Source organism: Micromonospora sp. NBC_00821 (genome assembly GCF_036347035.1).
Classification (GTDB): Bacteria; Actinomycetota; Actinomycetes; order Mycobacteriales; family Micromonosporaceae; genus Micromonospora; species Micromonospora hortensis.
Genome location: NZ_CP108880.1, coordinates 3,405,580 through 3,420,387 on the forward strand (window position 1 = coordinate 3,405,580; position 14,808 = coordinate 3,420,387).

The following is a 14,808-nucleotide window of genomic DNA, read 5'->3' on the forward strand; positions in this document are numbered from 1 at the left end:
TGGAGACTGTTTGCGGGGCGAACTAAATCATTTAGGCCATCTTTAGAATCGGAGCGCGGTATTCCTTTAACGCGGCGGCGTTGACTATCTGCCTCGAAACATCGTCCATGATGTAGAGAATTTCCTTTCGCAGGTCAACCCAATCTGTTAGAGCGATATAGTCGTCTTCGCCGTGCACAATCCGATTGCGAGATGCAAGCAGCTGCTCATCGATCAGGTCGCGGTAGGAAGCGTAACGACCGCAGTCGCAGCCAATTGAAACAAGTATGTCCTCTAGTCGGCTAAAATTTAAATTCGCCATGGTTCGAATGGCGTCCCGGTTGTCGGGAATCCGGGCCAGCTCTGCCGAGCCTTCACGCAGCTGGCGAACAATCTGTGCGTGAATGTGAGGACGATTCGTCTCGCCGAACTGAATCAACTCTCGGCGCATCGCTAATCCGACAATCTCGGGTCGGAGTTGATCCCACGTCAGGTTGAGTCGAGATAGGTAGCATAGGTAAGCGTGGGCCGAATTCTTGATGAATCCCTCCCAGTGAGCGTAAAGGAGAGATATCGCTCCGCGCAAGAGTGCGCGCTGGATGGCGCGATCAGCTTTCTGAACTTGGTTCCTAAATACGGAAAGTTCCTTCTTGCGCCAGGCCAGATCTGTGGTTATAGCCTCATCTAAGGCATCGAGAGTTCGAATTTTCACGGCTTGAAGTGGGACTTAGCCGCCGGAACGATGGCTGGAATGCGGGTTGTGCCCCGAACGCCACCTCGTGCCTTCGCCCGAAACGCTGGTAGGTCCCACAAGCTAATGACTTTTTCCCGCAACTTTTCGTTACGATCCTCTACCGCCGTCCATGAAGTTAGATTGTGGCGAAGGCCAGTGGTCACGGCCTCGAAAGCGGAAACTGATAGACCGCCGGTGAAGCGTCCTTTTGTTGCGTCGTAGCGACGGAATGATTCAGAGCCGAGTGCCTCGCTGAGCATCGAAAACATCACACGAAACTGGTCGGCCGTTGCCTGTCGGTCAAAGTCCGGATCAACGGCGGCTTTTAGCATCTTCTCAGTCAGGTAGGTATCTACCTCCGGCATGGCCTTAAGCTCAGCGCTGGTACTCTGAGATAGGGCGATGAAACGGCATACCAGTTCCAGGTCGTATTGTTCGTCGCCCTGTCGACTGGAAACAAGGGCGCAGTCGCGAAATCCCTCGTGCTCTTTAAGTTCAGAGAGCCATTGGAAGAATGTTCGATCCGCCATGATTAGCTGCACATTGCGGACCTCTTGCGGAGAGGCGCTTTCGCCACCTGAATTCAGCCGGTCGAAGAGTTCGTACTTTGCTTTATCATCACTTTCGGGCAATAGAATCTTGACGTCTATTTTGCTTCGCTTAATCGCAATTCTTTGTCCAGGGCTAAGGGTTGGCTCTTGCTCGGATTCAAACGCCATCCCCTGCAGAGAGCGCAAATATCTTGTGGCTGTCAGCCTACTGGCCGCGAACTGTTCACCGCTGGCCTCATTAATCAATTCTCCCATGAATTCCAGGATGGTTGATATGCGCTGGAGTCCATCGATTACCTCCCAGATTCCGTCGTGTCGCTGCATGACGAATATCGAAGGAAGGGGAATGCCTAGAAGGATACTTTCAATTAGGCGTGATTTCTTTTCCTGCGACCAGCGAAATAGCCTCTGATATTCCGGCCGGATGACCAATTCGCGGTTCTTGTATAGGTTGACCAATTCGCCAATCGACATTGAGAATGCGTCAGCCTTGACCGTGGACCTTCCTGCATCTATCTCTTCCTGCAGCACTACCATGCCCTGGCCCACCCCTATGTTGCCCAACTCCGCTGACTGGCCAAGGATAGTCTTAATTTTCACGCTGTGGTGTGACCACCCGTGTACTAGCAGAGCCGCGATGCGGAATGCCGGCCTTGTGGTCTTTGTCCCTCTTGGAGGGGGTTGCCGGTCCGCGCCGAGGGGTCGGCAGCGGTGTTCTAACGTCGCCGGCCGTCAGCCTCACCGGCGAAAGTGAACTTAGACGCCGCGACTCGTAGTGTCGTGGCGGTAAGGCAATGCCTGTCGCGGACAGCGCAGTATCACCGCTGCGACACTCTGACGGTGTAACGTGCAACGGCGCAGGGATAGCGGTTCAACGCCGCAATCCGCTCTCCTTGACCTTGGGGTGGGCGAAGGCAATGGTGAAGAAGCCGGACACCATCGGCGCCAGGATCCGGTACTGGCGGATGCGCCGTGGCGGGATGACCCAGGCCGTCCTCGCTGGGCTCGCTGGCGTCACCCAGTCGTACGTGTCGCAGGTCGAGTCGGGTCGGAGGACCATTGACCGCCGCTCCACTCTGGTCGCTCTCGCTGCCGCGCTTCAGGTCACGGTGGCCGACCTACTCGGCCAGGGAACCGAGTCCGGCGATCCGGCCCGTGAGAGCGCCGCCGAATGCGTGCCCGCGATCTGGTCGGCCCTGATCGAGATCGAGGACGGCGAGCGCCGCCCGTCGACCTACACAACGGAACGCCTGGCGACCGAGATCGCCCGCGCCGAGCAGCTTCGCACCTCGTGCAACTACCCGGCGATGGCTCGTATGCTGCCCAGTCTCCTGCTCGAAGCCGCCGCCGTGGGCGGCAGCGTGCTCGTCCAGGTCGCCTACCAGGCCGCCACCTGCCTGCGGAACCTCGGCTACCGCCACCTAGCCCTCAACGCCGCCCGGCTCGCCGGGGCGACCGCCGAAGATACCGAAGACCCGGCATGGATCGCGGCCTCCCGCTTCGCCTATGCGCAGAGCCTGCCGATCGAATCAGCACCGGTCGCGGCCAGAGCCGCCGATCGGTCACTAAGTGAGTTGCAAGCTGACGCCGCCGACGAGCGGGTGCGACAGATGCTCGGACAGCTCCACCTCTCGGCCGCGTTGACGTCGACCGTCAGTGGTCGACTGGACGTAGCTCGCGATCACCTTGCCGCGGCAGCGCGCGAGGCGGCAACGCTCGGGGATCCGGTCGACGGGGCCGGCTTTAACGGTTGTGGGTTCGGCCCAACCAACGTCGGGCTCTGGGAGATGTCAATCGCCGCCGAGCAAGGCGAGTCCGGCAGGGTCATTGAGCTGTCCCGGACGGTCCGACCGCAGGTGCTTGCAGCGTCGATCCGCCAGCAGTCCTACTGGCTCGACCTAGGTCGCGCACTTGCGGACGGCGGTCGCCGAGACGTTGAGGCGCTGGCCGCATTCGTCCGAGCCGAACGGGCCGCGCCGGTACCGTTCGCGATCAATCCCCTCGCCCGCGATGCCGTGGTGACCCTGGCCCAGCGCGCCCGGCGTCGAGCCATCCCCGACGAGCTGCGTCGCGCCCATTGTTGCCGATCGAGGCTCGGAAGCCGGCTGACCACGGAAGGTGCCAGACCGCCTTGACGACGTCGAGCGTCACCGATGCGGTGCTTTGCGGGTGTAGCGTCCAACCGTGCGGTCGTAGCGCTTCAACGCCGCAATCCGGTCCTCTAACTGGGGGTGGGCGTAGGCATGGTGATGAAGCCGGACACCATTGGCTCCAGGATCCGGTATTGGCGGATGCGCCGTGGCGGGATGACTCAGGCCGTCCTCGCTGGGCTCGCCGGCGTCACCCAGTCTTACGTGTCGCAGATCGAGTCCGGCCGGAAGCCGATCGACCGCCGCTCCACTCTGGTGGCTCTCGCCGCCGCGCTTCAGGTCACGGTGGCCGATCTGCTCGGCCAAGGCACCGAGTCCGGGGATCCGGCCCGGGAAAGTGCCGCCGAGTGTGTGCCGGCGGTCTGGTCGGCCCTGATCGAGATTGAGGACGGCGAGCGCCGTCCGTCGACCTACGCCGCGGATCACCTGGCGGCCGAGATCGCCCGCGCCGATCAGCTCCGCAATTCGTGCAACTACCCGGCCATGGCCCGCATGCTCCCGAGGCTGCTGCTCGAAGCCGCTGCCGTGGGCGGCACCGCGCTCGCTCAGGTCGCTTACCTGGCCTCCACCTGTCTTCGGCACCTCGGCTATCGCCACCTGGCCCTCAACGCCTCCCGGATATCCGTATCGGCTGCTGAGGACGTCGAAGATCGGGCGTGGATCGGTGCATCGCGGTTCATATATGCGCAGAGCCTGCCGATCGAGTCCGCGCGTTTGGCGGCCAGAGTCAGTAACCGCTCGCTGGTGGAGCTTCAGGGCGACGCATCCGATGTCCGGGTGCGGCAGATGCTCGGCCAGCTTCACCTCATGGCGGCACTGGCCTCGACCGTGGACGCTCGTCCGGACGTTGCCCGCGACCACCTCGCCGAGGCCGCACGGGAGGCGGCGAGTTTGGGAGATCCGGCCGACGGTGGCGGCTTCAACGGCTGCTGCTTTGGGCCAACCAATGTGGGGCTCTGGAAGATGTCCATCGCGGCTGAGCAGGGCGAATACGGCAAGATAGTCGAGCTGTCCCGCACAATCCGACCGCAGGTACTCAAGGCATCGAATCGCCAACTGTCGTATTGGCTCGACATTGGGCGAGCGTTCGCGGACGGCGGTCGTCGGGACTCCGAGGCCTTGGCAGCATTCATCCGGGCCGAGCAGGCTGCGCCGATCCCGTTCGCCATCAACCCGCTCGCCCGCGACGCCGTCGTGACCCTGGCGCAGCGCGCTCAGCGTCGAGCCATCCCCGACGACCTGCGCCTGCTCGCCGGCCGCATTGGCATCAACCTGGCCGCATAACTGCTAGTAATCACCGCATCACTAATCCGCCCTACTGTCCGGTTTGGGACGTGAGCACGTCCTGATGGCCTGGGACGGCGGCGGTTGATAGCGAGCCTTCCGGGCCTCTGACGGAGGAGGCGGGGATGAGCGGGCAGGACGACAGCGCTCCGGAAAACAAGGGCGAGGCGGCCGAGCGGGAGGCCGCCAAGCAGCGTCTCCTGGCCCAGGCCGAGGCGGAGCGCGTACCCGTGGAGGACACGACCCGCGCGGTCCCGGACCGGCGGTGGCGGCGTGACCAGCGATGACGTCCCGATCGGTCGGCGGGTGGCCCGTTGGCGGGTGCGGCGGTCGATGACGCAGCAGATGCTCGCGGACCGGTTGCGCAGGTCGAAGAGCTGGGTGGACAAGGTGGAGCGCGGCGTGCGCTCCCTGGACCATTACTCGGTGATCCAGGAGCTGGCCCACGTGCTGCGGGTCGACCCGGAGGTGCTGCTCGGCCAGCAGCCCAGCACTCCGGCGGGTACGCCGGACGGGGTGGACGACATCCGGGCCGCTCTCGCCCGCTACGACATCCCGCAAGCCCCACAGCAGACGACGGAAGAGCTAAGAAGACAGGTCGGGTACGCCTGGTTGAGCTACCAGCACGCGCACTACGGGCAGTTGGTGCGAGTCCTGCCGGGTCTGCTCGACGCCGTCCAGGCCACGCGGTCACCGGAGTTGCTGGTGCAGGCGTACCGGATCACCTCGTCGCTGCTGGTGAAGCTCGGCGAGGCCGACCTCGGCTGGCTGGCCGCCGACCGGGCGATGTCCGCCGCTGGCGACGACCCGATCATGGCGGCAACGGCGGCCATCTCGGTAGCCCAGGCGCTGCGCGCGTCGGGCCGCGACCGCCTGGCCCTGGCCGCGACGCTCGCCACCGCGAACCGCAGTACCTCAGGTCGGCAGCGGTCGACGGGGGAGCGGGCCGTGGGTGGGACCCTGCTGCTCCAGGCAGCCCTGGCCGCCGTCGGTTGCGGCGACACACGCCACGCCGACGAGCTGATCGACCGGGCCGTGGGGGTCGCCGCAGGGCTCAGGGGGTACGACGATGTGCACCGGACCAGCTTCGGGCCGATCGCCGTCGACGTGGCGCGGGTGGTCGTGGCGGCGCAACGGGGTGATGCCACCGAGGCGTTACAAAGGCACGGGACGGTGATTCGGCGGGAGACGTGGCGGCGGTTGCCGGCCGAGTATCGGGGCGCGTACCTGGTGGACGTTGCGCGGGCGTACCTGCAGATGGGTGACCTGCGCGGGGCCGCACGGGCCCTGGTCGACGCGGACAGTGTCGCGCCGGCTGAGGTTCGGTGTCGGCCTCTGGCGCGTACCGTGATCGCCGATGTTGCCCGCGCACAGCCGGCGCCGGCCGGCGTGGCGCGACTGGCGACGCTGGTCGGCCTCACCCGTTGACCGCACCTAGTCCAACTGGACTCGTGGCGAGTCGTCGTTAGCCCGTCGTTCGACTCGGAGCGAACCCGCATATTGCCGGAACCGATGAATAGGTGCATCAGGCTGGCGTCCGCGGTTGGGATCCGTTCGGACAGCGGGCATTCATCGAGAGTCGACAGCCGTGCCGATTTCAAGGTGCGGACCGGGCAGCAAGTTGGGCCAGATAGCTGACTTCCGGTGCCGTCGGGAGCCATTACGGTGATCATCCCGTTGTCGAGCATTGAGGACCTGCATGAGCATCGGCGTGGAGGTATCCGAGAGTGAGTTGGCTGTACCGATCGACTACGTGCCCGGCGCACGAGGCCACGCGGTTCTGGCCATCGGTCCGAACACCGGCGGCGGCGACGCCTTGGCGGTGTGGCGGCTTGGGCCCACCGGCCTAGCCGGCGGAGCATGGGTAGTTCCTTTCGACGAGATCGAACTGGACCCGGAGCGACTTCGTCGAATCATGTGGAATTTGCAGGACCGATGCCTGATCGGCTGGGACCGCGAGACACCCCTCGCCGTCCTGGCCAGGGTTGCTGGAGTCGTCCCGGCCGAACTGATCTCCAAGTTTGAGGGGACCATTCTCACCATCCCCGAGCTACTCGGTGAGATCAGTGAACATCGGGCCTCCTATTCGGCTGCGGTGGAGCAGCACAGGACGCACGTCAAATCAAAGATTGCACCGCTGGCTTGGCCCACGCAGATGCCCGACCAGGAGCAGCTCGTCACCTGGGCAGTCAAGGACCGGTTCGCCTCAGCCTCGCCGGTCGCGGCTACGGCGCTGGCGTTGACTGCTGCTGTCGCAAGAACGGCTCAGCTGTGGCAGGACACCGAGCAGGCGCGCTTCCGCCGCACCTACCTGCGATCGCTTGGGGAACCGCAGCCGCTGCCGCCGCAGTGGTTGGCGCAGCTGCGTAAGGCAGTTCACAACAACTCCTCGGCATCGGTGTAGGGGGCGTTCATGTACGCAGTCATCGACCTTGAAACCACGGGCCTCCGTACCAGTTGGCACGATCGGATCGTCGAAGTGGCCGTCGTGCACCTCGATGAGAGTGGCCGGACCACCGGCGAGTGGTGCAGCCTTGTCAACCCAAACCGCGATCTCGGGCCACAGCACATTCATGGCATCACGGCTGCGGAGGCGCGGACCGCACCCGGCTTCGACCAGGTTGCCGGATACCTCGCCAGCCTGCTGCGCGGCCGGGTCCTGGTCGCGCACAATCTGAACTTCGACGCGCCGTTTCTGCATGCTGAGTACCAGCGTGTTGGGATCAACGCGCCGATCCGCCATGCACCCGGCCTCTGCACCATGCAGTTGGCCTCGCATTTCCTACCATCGGCCAGCCGCAGTCTCGGTGACTGCTGTCGCCTCGCCGGACTGCCGCCGCACCAAGCGCACTCGGCCCTGCACGACGCCCGCGCCTCCGCGCAACTTTTGAGCTACTACCTCCGAGTGGCCGGTAGCCCGCCCCCATGGGCTGCCACCGCGACTGCAGCTGCCGGGCTCCGGTGGCCAACGATCTCCGCCGGCTCCGTTGTGGCCGTCCAGCGCCGCAAAGCGGGCCAACGGCAACAGCACTTCCTCGCGCGTTTGGTCGACCGCCTACCCCGGTTGCGCGAGCTTGAGGGAGACGCCTACCTGGCACTCCTCGATCAGGTTCTCCTCGACCGGCATATCTCGGCGACAGAAGCTGACGCGCTCGTCGCCACGGCGGAGACCCTGGGGCTCGCTCGCGTTGACATTGAGCACCTGCACCGAGGCTACTTGGCGAGTCTTGCGGGAGTGGCGCTCGAAGACGGTGTCCTGACCACAGCCGAACGGCACGACCTGGACGAGGTAGCCGAACTGCTCGGCCTGCAACGATCAGAAGTCGAGGCGGCGTTGGGCGCCGCAGCTACCGAGATTCCAGGCCAGCGCCGCTCCGACGAGTGGCGGCTTCAGCCGGGTGATCGGGTCGTTTTTACCGGTGCCATGGATCCGCCGCGCAGTGAGTGGCAGGAGGAGGCACGAGCGGCGGGCCTCCTCGTTGGCGACAACGTCACTAAGAAAACGCGGCTTCTCGTTGCGGCGGACCCGGACACCATGTCGGGCAAGGCCGCGGTGGCTCGCAAATACGGCATCCCGATCGTGCATCCCGCCGCCTACCAGAACATGCTGGCCGGGCTCGCCGTCGCAGCGGCTTAGGAGGACCCGAGGTTGTAGGCGACAAACGAGGCTCGGAGGCGGTCGTGTCGGCGCCGTTCAACGTGAGCCGATCTGGTTGAGCTGCCTGCCATAACTCAAACTGACCGACGGAGCATCGATGCGCTTGGCACATCAATTCGACCCAGTCCGCACCGAAGTGGGGATCACCAGGGAGTTCGTGCAGACCTGGAGCCGCCGATACGAGGTGAGCGAGCGGGAGAATGACGTCTTCGGCCGGGTTGGGCCCGCTGTGGCCGCGAGGGGGTACTACGACCGGAGCGACCTCCTGGAAGTAGTCCGCTGGAAGAGTCCGCGGTCAACGACGTACGTCGCCCGCAACAGTGACTGTGACATTGCGGACCTGACGCGCATGGCACTAGCAGCGCCTCAGCGGCTGCGACACAGGATCTTAGGTCTTCTCGACGGTGTCGGCGTGCCGATAGCGAGCGCCCTACTCACGGTCTGCGAACCATCAGTGTTCACGGTTATCGACTACCGGGCGATTGAGACGCTACGTGCCCATGGCGAGTTGGATAGCAGCCCGAGCTACACGCTGTATCTGCAGGTTTGCAGCGAACTGGCCCGCCGGGTAGGGGCCGACCTGCGAACTTTGGACAGGGCGTTGTGGCAGTGGAGCAAGATGCAAGGCGAGTACATCGGACTGGCCCATGATGGGGCGTAGCCCACCAGCGGAATGCCGCGCGGTCGAGGCGGCATCGGCAGACCCAATTTGTGCGGTGGGAGTCGTGGCGGCCCTTGCCGGCCGAGTATCGGGGCGCGTACCTGGTGGACGTCGCGCGGGCGTACCTGCAGATGGGTGACCTGCGCAGGGCTGCTCGCGCCCTGGTGGACGCGGACAGTGTCGCGCCGGCCGAGGTTCGGTGTCGGCCTCTGGCGCGTACCGTGATCGCCGATGTTGCCCGCGCACAGCCGGCACCGGCCGGCGTGGCGCGACTGGCGACGCTGGTCGGCCTCACCCGCTGACGGCCGCTGGCCTCGGCGTCGGACTCGCTCCGGGACTACCGGGCGTCGCGCCGACGACGTGCGCGCTCGAACTCGGCGACATCGGACATCCAGGGACCGTGCTGTTCGAGTGCGACGCAGCCGCCGCGGACGAAGGCGCTTACCAGCTTCCGGTACCCGCCGATCCCGTCGACCAGGCTGTACTCGACCTGGTACTCCGGGTCCGACCCGTCTTCCCCGTGTCGCACCGTTGTGATCCGGGCGATGGAGTCCGCGTAGAAGTGGAGTTGAATCCCCTCGCCCATCTCCTCGTCCTCGATGGTGAACACTTCGTTGTTCCCGGCAGAGCGATCGGCGACGAACTCCCAGAACTCGGCGGAGGCGGTGCGCGGCCCGTCCCGTACCCATTTCTTCTCGCCGCCCTTGTCATCGGTGAACGACAGGGCCGTCTTACCGTGGTCGCCGGCGGCCTCGTCGTCGTCTTCCACGGGCGTGCTCTTGGAGCGCTCCGCGGCCTCCGAGCACATCAGAAAGCTCACCGTCCGCACCGCGTCGTCGACGAGTTCGGGGTACGCGCGGCGCACGGCCTCGTCGACAGTCGCCGCCATCCGATCCCAGTCGCGCTTGTCAGTGGCCCGCTTTCCCCGCCGCGGATCGAGGCCGATTTGCATCCCGGCGCACGCCTGCTCCGCAGTCGCGATCACACGCATGACCTGGGGCAGCAGCGCGGGGTCGACGGCATCGGGGCTGCGCCGTGGAACCGTCGCACCATGCAGATACTGGCCCGTGTACCGCAGAATCTCAGTGTCGAGTGGCCCGAGTGCTACTCCGCGCTCGGCGCGACGGCGGTTTGCGTGATACTCCTGGGCACGTTTCGTGTTCGACAGTTCCGTCGCCGTGCGCATCGCCTCGCAGACCTGACCGCGCTCCAGTAGCTCGATGTCGGCGCCATGGGCGACGAGACGACTCCTGTCCCACCGGATGCGCCGAAAGAGCGCGTCGACGTCCGAGGGCGGGGAGAGCAGGACCTGGTCAAGGAGCGCGACGGCGGCCTCCTCGTCGAGCTGGCCCCGGGTTCCGGCGGCGTCGCACAGCGGAAGGACCGCACTCCACAGCAGCAGGTGTCTGGCCAGGTCCTCCCGGATCACCGCGAGGTGGGCTTCCCTGATCGGGAACGTGAACGTGCGAGGGTCATGGTTGGCGTCGGCCCCGGCGGCGAGCGTCAGCTTCAGCTCGCCGTCCTCGCGGACCACCTTCGGGATCCAGCCGCTGCGCGTGAAAACGATGTCTGTCATGTGTTCACGCCCACCGTGCACATTCGACTTCGAGGCGTGGGTCAGTGCGCACCCAGACTTCGCCCCCGGCGGCCTCGGCCGGGGCGTCGATCCGTTCGAGACCGAGGAATGCGATCAACTGGAGCAGTTCGGCTCGTTCGGCGCGGTCTTCGTCGACGTCATGCGAGTCGAAGAAGACGTAGTACGTGTCGCTCGGGTCGACGATTCCCGAATCCGCCCAGATCCGGCCGACCTCTTCGATTGCCGCTGCTTCCGTCGTGAACGTGGCGGCGCGGGCGGCACCGCGGGTCTCCGGTGACGCGTCGAGGTCGGAGAGGTCGGGGAACCACTGGCCGAAGTAGTCGAGGCCGGCGTATCCGTTCTCGAAGAACAGCATCGCGCTCGGAAGGTAGCGGTTGCCCCTGTCGACCTGGAGGTGTTCCGACCGAGGTTGGTCGGCATCCTCGATTCGGGAGATCACACCCCGACGGGGCCTGAGCACCAAACTCTGCTTCGCCGCCTCGTCAGTGATGGTGTAGGTGTCGGACTCTCGCCCCCGGAAGAACGCAGAGAACGCCACGTACGCCTCCTGGGGGTCGCCCACCGAGACGTGTTGATCGTTGCCATCACCGGCAGCGAAGACGAACAGCTTCGGTCCGGGACTGTAGGGGCGGGCCATGTGCGTCCTTCGTTCACGTGTGAAAGTTCCGCCAGCGTAGTGGACCGATCTGACACGCCCGCGGCCTGATCATCGGCCTGCTGCGCGCGTTGGCCCCCCGCGAGCAGACCAGCCGTTCGCAAGCCCTCAGCCAGACCGCGATCAGGCTGGGCACCGTAGCTGCCCACAACTACTCGGCTTCGACCTCGGTGCGGTAGACAGTCATGCCGCGTCGCTGATAGTTGCGGAGAGCATTCGGATGGTCCAACGAGCAGGTGTGCAGCCACACCCTGCGTACGGCCGGAGACTCCAGGGCCACCATGTCCCAGGCTTGCCGGATGGTCAGCGTCAGCGCATGGCCGCCGAGACCCTTCCCGACATACTCCGGCATCAGCCCGAAGGCGGTGATCTCCACCTCTCCGTCCGGGTGGGGTTCCACATTCGCCACCCCCACGATCTCGTCCTTCAGGGTGATGAACCGGTACTGGCGCAGCGGACGAGACCGCATCAGCTCCTGCCACTCTTCGCTCGTGCGAGACGCGCAACGCCACCCGTGGGGCGCACCGACCTGAGCATTGATGGCGTGCACGAGCGGCAGGCCAACGTCGACGCGCCGTAGGGAAAGTTCCGGCACGACCTTTCCCGGCCGCAGGTCCGTGGCGTTGTTCATCTCCAGGTACGTGACGACCTTTGCCATGCCGGCAGGCTACCCACCGTGCCGAGTGGGCCCAACACGAGCACTTCGGACGACGCGGATCCCCTCCGAGCGACTCCCATCGACGTTCCCGATGGCATCGCTTCGACACCACCCCGCGCCCGGTCGACGCCAGGACGGGGTTCCGGGAACGTGAGATTCGGGCATGTACCTGGGCACTGCTGGAGGGGAGAGACAGCAATGCTGGTAACTGGTTATCTCGGCGCGGTGCTCATCGGTGCCCTCGTCGGCCTGCTCGGCCGGCTCATCCTGCCGGGGAGGCAGCGGATCGGCTTCTTCGCCACGTTCGTCATCGGCGTCGGCTCGGCCGTGCTGGGCACAGTGGTCGCCAGAGCGCTTGGAATCGACGACGGAGCGGGCGTCAAGGTGTGGGTGCTGCGCTGGGACTGGGTAGTGCTCGCGATCCAGGTCGGCGTCGCGATCGTCGCCGTGGCGCTGGCGAACATGCTCACCTTCACCCGGCTCGCCGGCGGCGACGTCAAGCCCCGTGGGCGGGCTCGTCGCAGCAAGGCCAAGGGCTGACGAGCCGGTCGGCGGGTGAGCCGTCTTCGGTAGCCGCAGTGACGTCGCGAGCGGAGGTCAGGAACGGTCGGCGACCGGTGGCAGGTGACGGGCGAGTGCGGTACGCAGGACGCCCGTCGCCGGCCGAAGCAGTCCGACGTTGATCGTGTAGACAGGCTGACCGGCGCGAATCCCAGGACGAAGCGTCGTGGCGGATGGCGCGACCGCTTCTGGGCGCAGGATGACCTCAAGAACGGCGAACGGGCCAGGACGGCGGACCGTCGCCGACTGGATCGCCTGCCACGGGAGGACGGCCGTTCGCCCCTTCTCGGCGAGCGCCAGTGCCGGACCGGTGACGTCGACCGAGGACCAGTTCCTGCGATGCAGCACAAGCGTGAGCGCGCTGAAGACGACGGCGTAGAGGACGCCCGAAACGGCGATGCTCGTGTAGTCGGCCGCCGACCGCCCCGCGATGAGTGCCAGCACGGCTTGGACGACAACCCAGGCCAGCAAGCCCATCAGCAGCATGAACACGAAGGTGAGGCGGGCGGACGTACGGAACGTCGTCTGGTCGTTCTCGTTCATGAGGTTCCTTCCGTCGACAGTGCCGTCGACAGTAGGGCAGGCGGCAGGCCAAAGGGTTCAAGCGGTGCCGCAGCGTCGCGACCCGCTCCGACAAGACCGCAACGTCGTTCCAGGCCACGGTCACCATCGCCGCGCTACTCCAATGGTGGTGAACCTTTGAATACACGGCTCAGCACGAAGAGCGGACCGAGGATGCCGGAAGGGCAGGGTTCAGAGCGATTCTGACTGTCGGGTCAGCAACGTGAACATGAGCTTGACTCGATGTTCCCGCCCGGTGATGCTGGTGTCCGTCCTAAACATCGGCTTATGCGGACTGCGCCGTCATAAGCCGAGCTTTGCCGATTCCTCACGTTCGGAGTACCGGTGCGACTTTTTAGAGCGTCTATCGCGGCGCTGACAATCATCTGTGTGGGGGTGCTGCTGGGAGCGGCGCCGGTGCAGGCGGCCGGTTATCTCTATCGGCCTGGTGATCCGATGTACCCTAATGCCCCGGGCACCACGCCGGGGTCTTGCACCGGCGGCTACGCGGTCCGTGGGTCGAGTGGGATGTTTCTGGTCTCCGCAGGGCACTGCTGGGGTTACGGCCGGACCGGGGACATCGTGTACGGCAGCGATCGCCGATACGGCACGGTGATCCGCAACGACCGAGTCGGTGACATATACACAACGAACTCCTTTGATGGAGCACTGATTCGCATGGACGCCGGGGACGACGCCACACAAATCGTTGTGGACCCGGTGAGCGGACGCAGCCCAGGCAGGGTCGTGGGCTACTTCAACAACAGTGCCCTCAGTCCCGGCATGTTGGTCGGGAAGATGGGTCGGAGGACGGGCTGGACGGAAGGAAGAATCACCGAGTGGAGAACCGTTAACTACCCTGACGGTGTGCGTGACTACCTGCTGTGCACCACTGCGACGGTGGATGGCGGGGATAGCGGAGGGCCGGTGTGGCAGTCCGACGGGGCTGGCCACGTGTGGGCGGTGGGAATTGTCATCGCGAAGTCCGATGGGAAGATGTGCTTCAACCCCATCCAGAACGTACTCGCGCGGTTCGGCGCGACGCTGCCCGTCCATCCGTACACCAGAGGTGCGGGGCAGCAGCCCGCTCAGGTGACCGAGCGCTCCGGCGCGCCAATCCCGGTCAACCCTGATCCTGTTCCCGGGGCGCTGGTCTAGCTGGCACGGTTCGTCCGACGACGCCAGCAGCCAGGCGCCGACGAACGCCCACCGCGCCGATGGCGCCACGTCGCGCAATACCCGACGTCGTGCCGGAGGACCGCGACGACCAGCGGAGGGACCACCCGTCCGAGTGGTTCCCTCCGCTGCCCGTCCCATCGGACGGCGCCTACTCGCAGAAGACCCGCACTGTGGCATCGGGTGAATCCACCTCCACTGTGACCTCGTCGAGGTGCTCCACGAGCGCCTCCAACTGCTCGGGCTTGAGCTGCGTCAGGTCGATCGGCACCCCCGAGTCGCTGAGTGAGGCGTTGGCCTTGACCAGGGCCTGGGGCGGGATCAGCGCCGCCAGCCGTACACCGGCGCGCAGCAGTTGCAGTGGCACCCGCACGTTGACCCGCGACGGCTCGCCGTTGTCGGTGGCGTCCACCATCACCCGCAGGTACTTCACCTTGCCCTTCGGTCGGGCGTCGTGACTCGCCGTCGCCGGTGCCTGGTCCCGTTCGAGTGCGGCGATGAGCTGCTCCGCCTCCTCGGCGGTGATCTTGCCGGCGGCCAGCATGTCGAGGATGTCCTTGCGTTGTTCGGTCATTCGAACCTCT

Annotated in this window: 17 protein-coding genes; 10 read left to right on the top strand and 7 right to left on the bottom strand. The window is 65.4% G+C overall.

What is annotated here, in order from left to right; translation table 11 throughout:
• Positions 1-31: 31 nt before the first annotated feature.
• Together OHB44_RS15500 and OHB44_RS15505 are read right to left on the bottom strand one after the other, a co-directional pair.
• Positions 32-691 carry an MAE_28990/MAE_18760 family HEPN-like nuclease gene (locus OHB44_RS15500; RefSeq protein WP_330441085.1) on the bottom strand — a complete coding sequence of 220 codons (660 nt, stop codon included), beginning with the start codon at positions 689-691 and terminating at the stop codon, positions 32-34.
• On the bottom strand, positions 688-1,800 hold the full coding sequence (locus OHB44_RS15505; protein ID WP_330441086.1) for a DUF262 domain-containing protein: 1,113 nt from the start codon (positions 1,798-1,800) through the stop codon (positions 688-690). Before OHB44_RS15505 ends, OHB44_RS15500 begins: the two co-directional genes overlap by 4 nt.
• 380 nt (positions 1,801-2,180) lie before the next feature.
• Here OHB44_RS15505 and OHB44_RS15510 point away from each other — a divergent pair, with 380 nt between their 5' ends.
• The 8 genes from OHB44_RS15510 to OHB44_RS15545 all read left to right on the top strand — a co-directional run bounded on the left by OHB44_RS15510 (position 2,181) and on the right by OHB44_RS15545 (position 9,318).
• Positions 2,181-3,398 (top strand): helix-turn-helix domain-containing protein, encoded by a 1,218-nt coding sequence (locus OHB44_RS15510; RefSeq protein ID WP_330441234.1) that lies wholly within the window; start codon positions 2,181-2,183, stop codon positions 3,396-3,398.
• A 114-nt stretch (positions 3,399-3,512) separates the two neighbouring features.
• Entirely contained in the window at positions 3,513-4,697 is a 1,185-nt protein-coding gene (locus OHB44_RS15515) for a helix-turn-helix domain-containing protein (protein WP_330441235.1), read from the top strand.
• A gap of 125 nt (positions 4,698-4,822) precedes the next feature.
• A complete protein-coding gene (locus OHB44_RS15520) occupies positions 4,823-4,984 on the top strand; it encodes a hypothetical protein (RefSeq protein WP_330441087.1) in 162 nt (53 codons plus the stop codon).
• Positions 4,971-6,125: a helix-turn-helix domain-containing protein gene (locus OHB44_RS15525; protein WP_330441088.1), complete on the top strand. Its 1,155-nt coding sequence runs from the start codon at positions 4,971-4,973 to the stop codon at positions 6,123-6,125. Before OHB44_RS15520 ends, OHB44_RS15525 begins: the two co-directional genes overlap by 14 nt.
• Before the next feature lie 271 nt (positions 6,126-6,396).
• Positions 6,397-7,101: a DUF6218 family protein gene (locus OHB44_RS15530; RefSeq protein ID WP_330441089.1), complete on the top strand. Its 705-nt coding sequence runs from the start codon at positions 6,397-6,399 to the stop codon at positions 7,099-7,101.
• Positions 7,102-7,110: 9 nt separating this feature from the next.
• A complete protein-coding gene (locus tag OHB44_RS15535) occupies positions 7,111-8,334 on the top strand; it encodes an exonuclease domain-containing protein (RefSeq protein WP_330441090.1) in 1,224 nt (407 codons plus the stop codon).
• Between the two features lie 118 nt (positions 8,335-8,452).
• On the top strand, positions 8,453-9,016 hold the full coding sequence (locus tag OHB44_RS15540; RefSeq protein WP_330441091.1) for a hypothetical protein: 564 nt from the start codon (positions 8,453-8,455) through the stop codon (positions 9,014-9,016).
• A 74-nt stretch (positions 9,017-9,090) separates the two neighbouring features.
• Positions 9,091-9,318, top strand: coding sequence for a hypothetical protein (locus tag OHB44_RS15545; protein ID WP_330441092.1), 228 nt, complete (start codon positions 9,091-9,093; stop codon positions 9,316-9,318).
• A 35-nt stretch (positions 9,319-9,353) separates the two neighbouring features.
• Here OHB44_RS15545 and OHB44_RS15550 read toward each other — a convergent pair whose 3' ends face one another.
• The 3 genes from OHB44_RS15550 to OHB44_RS15560 all read right to left on the bottom strand — a co-directional run bounded on the left by OHB44_RS15550 (position 9,354) and on the right by OHB44_RS15560 (position 11,926).
• Positions 9,354-10,592, bottom strand: a complete 1,239-nt coding sequence (locus OHB44_RS15550) for a DUF6357 family protein (RefSeq protein ID WP_330441093.1) — start codon at positions 10,590-10,592, stop codon at positions 9,354-9,356.
• 4 nt (positions 10,593-10,596) lie between these two features.
• Positions 10,597-11,250: a hypothetical protein gene (locus OHB44_RS15555; RefSeq protein ID WP_330441094.1), complete on the bottom strand. Its 654-nt coding sequence runs from the start codon at positions 11,248-11,250 to the stop codon at positions 10,597-10,599.
• A gap of 169 nt (positions 11,251-11,419) precedes the next feature.
• Entirely contained in the window at positions 11,420-11,926 is a 507-nt protein-coding gene (locus OHB44_RS15560) for a GNAT family N-acetyltransferase (protein WP_330441095.1), read from the bottom strand.
• Positions 11,927-12,124: 198 nt separating this feature from the next.
• Here OHB44_RS15560 and OHB44_RS15565 point away from each other — a divergent pair, with 198 nt between their 5' ends.
• A complete protein-coding gene (locus OHB44_RS15565; protein ID WP_330441096.1) occupies positions 12,125-12,466 on the top strand; it encodes a GlsB/YeaQ/YmgE family stress response membrane protein in 342 nt (113 codons plus the stop codon).
• A gap of 57 nt (positions 12,467-12,523) precedes the next feature.
• Here OHB44_RS15565 and OHB44_RS15570 read toward each other — a convergent pair whose 3' ends face one another.
• The gene (locus OHB44_RS15570) at positions 12,524-12,979 is read right to left on the bottom strand and encodes a hypothetical protein (protein ID WP_238685943.1); all 456 of its coding nucleotides are present in this window, start codon (positions 12,977-12,979) and stop codon (positions 12,524-12,526) included.
• A gap of 459 nt (positions 12,980-13,438) precedes the next feature.
• Here OHB44_RS15570 and OHB44_RS15575 point away from each other — a divergent pair, with 459 nt between their 5' ends.
• The gene (locus tag OHB44_RS15575; protein WP_238685942.1) at positions 13,439-14,206 is read left to right on the top strand and encodes a S1 family peptidase; all 768 of its coding nucleotides are present in this window, start codon (positions 13,439-13,441) and stop codon (positions 14,204-14,206) included.
• Between the two features lie 169 nt (positions 14,207-14,375).
• On the opposite strand, the gene OHB44_RS15580 is transcribed toward OHB44_RS15575, so the two are convergent.
• Positions 14,376-14,798 (bottom strand): DUF2089 domain-containing protein, encoded by a 423-nt coding sequence (locus tag OHB44_RS15580; RefSeq protein WP_238685941.1) that lies wholly within the window; start codon positions 14,796-14,798, stop codon positions 14,376-14,378.
• Positions 14,799-14,808: the final 10 nt, after the last annotated feature.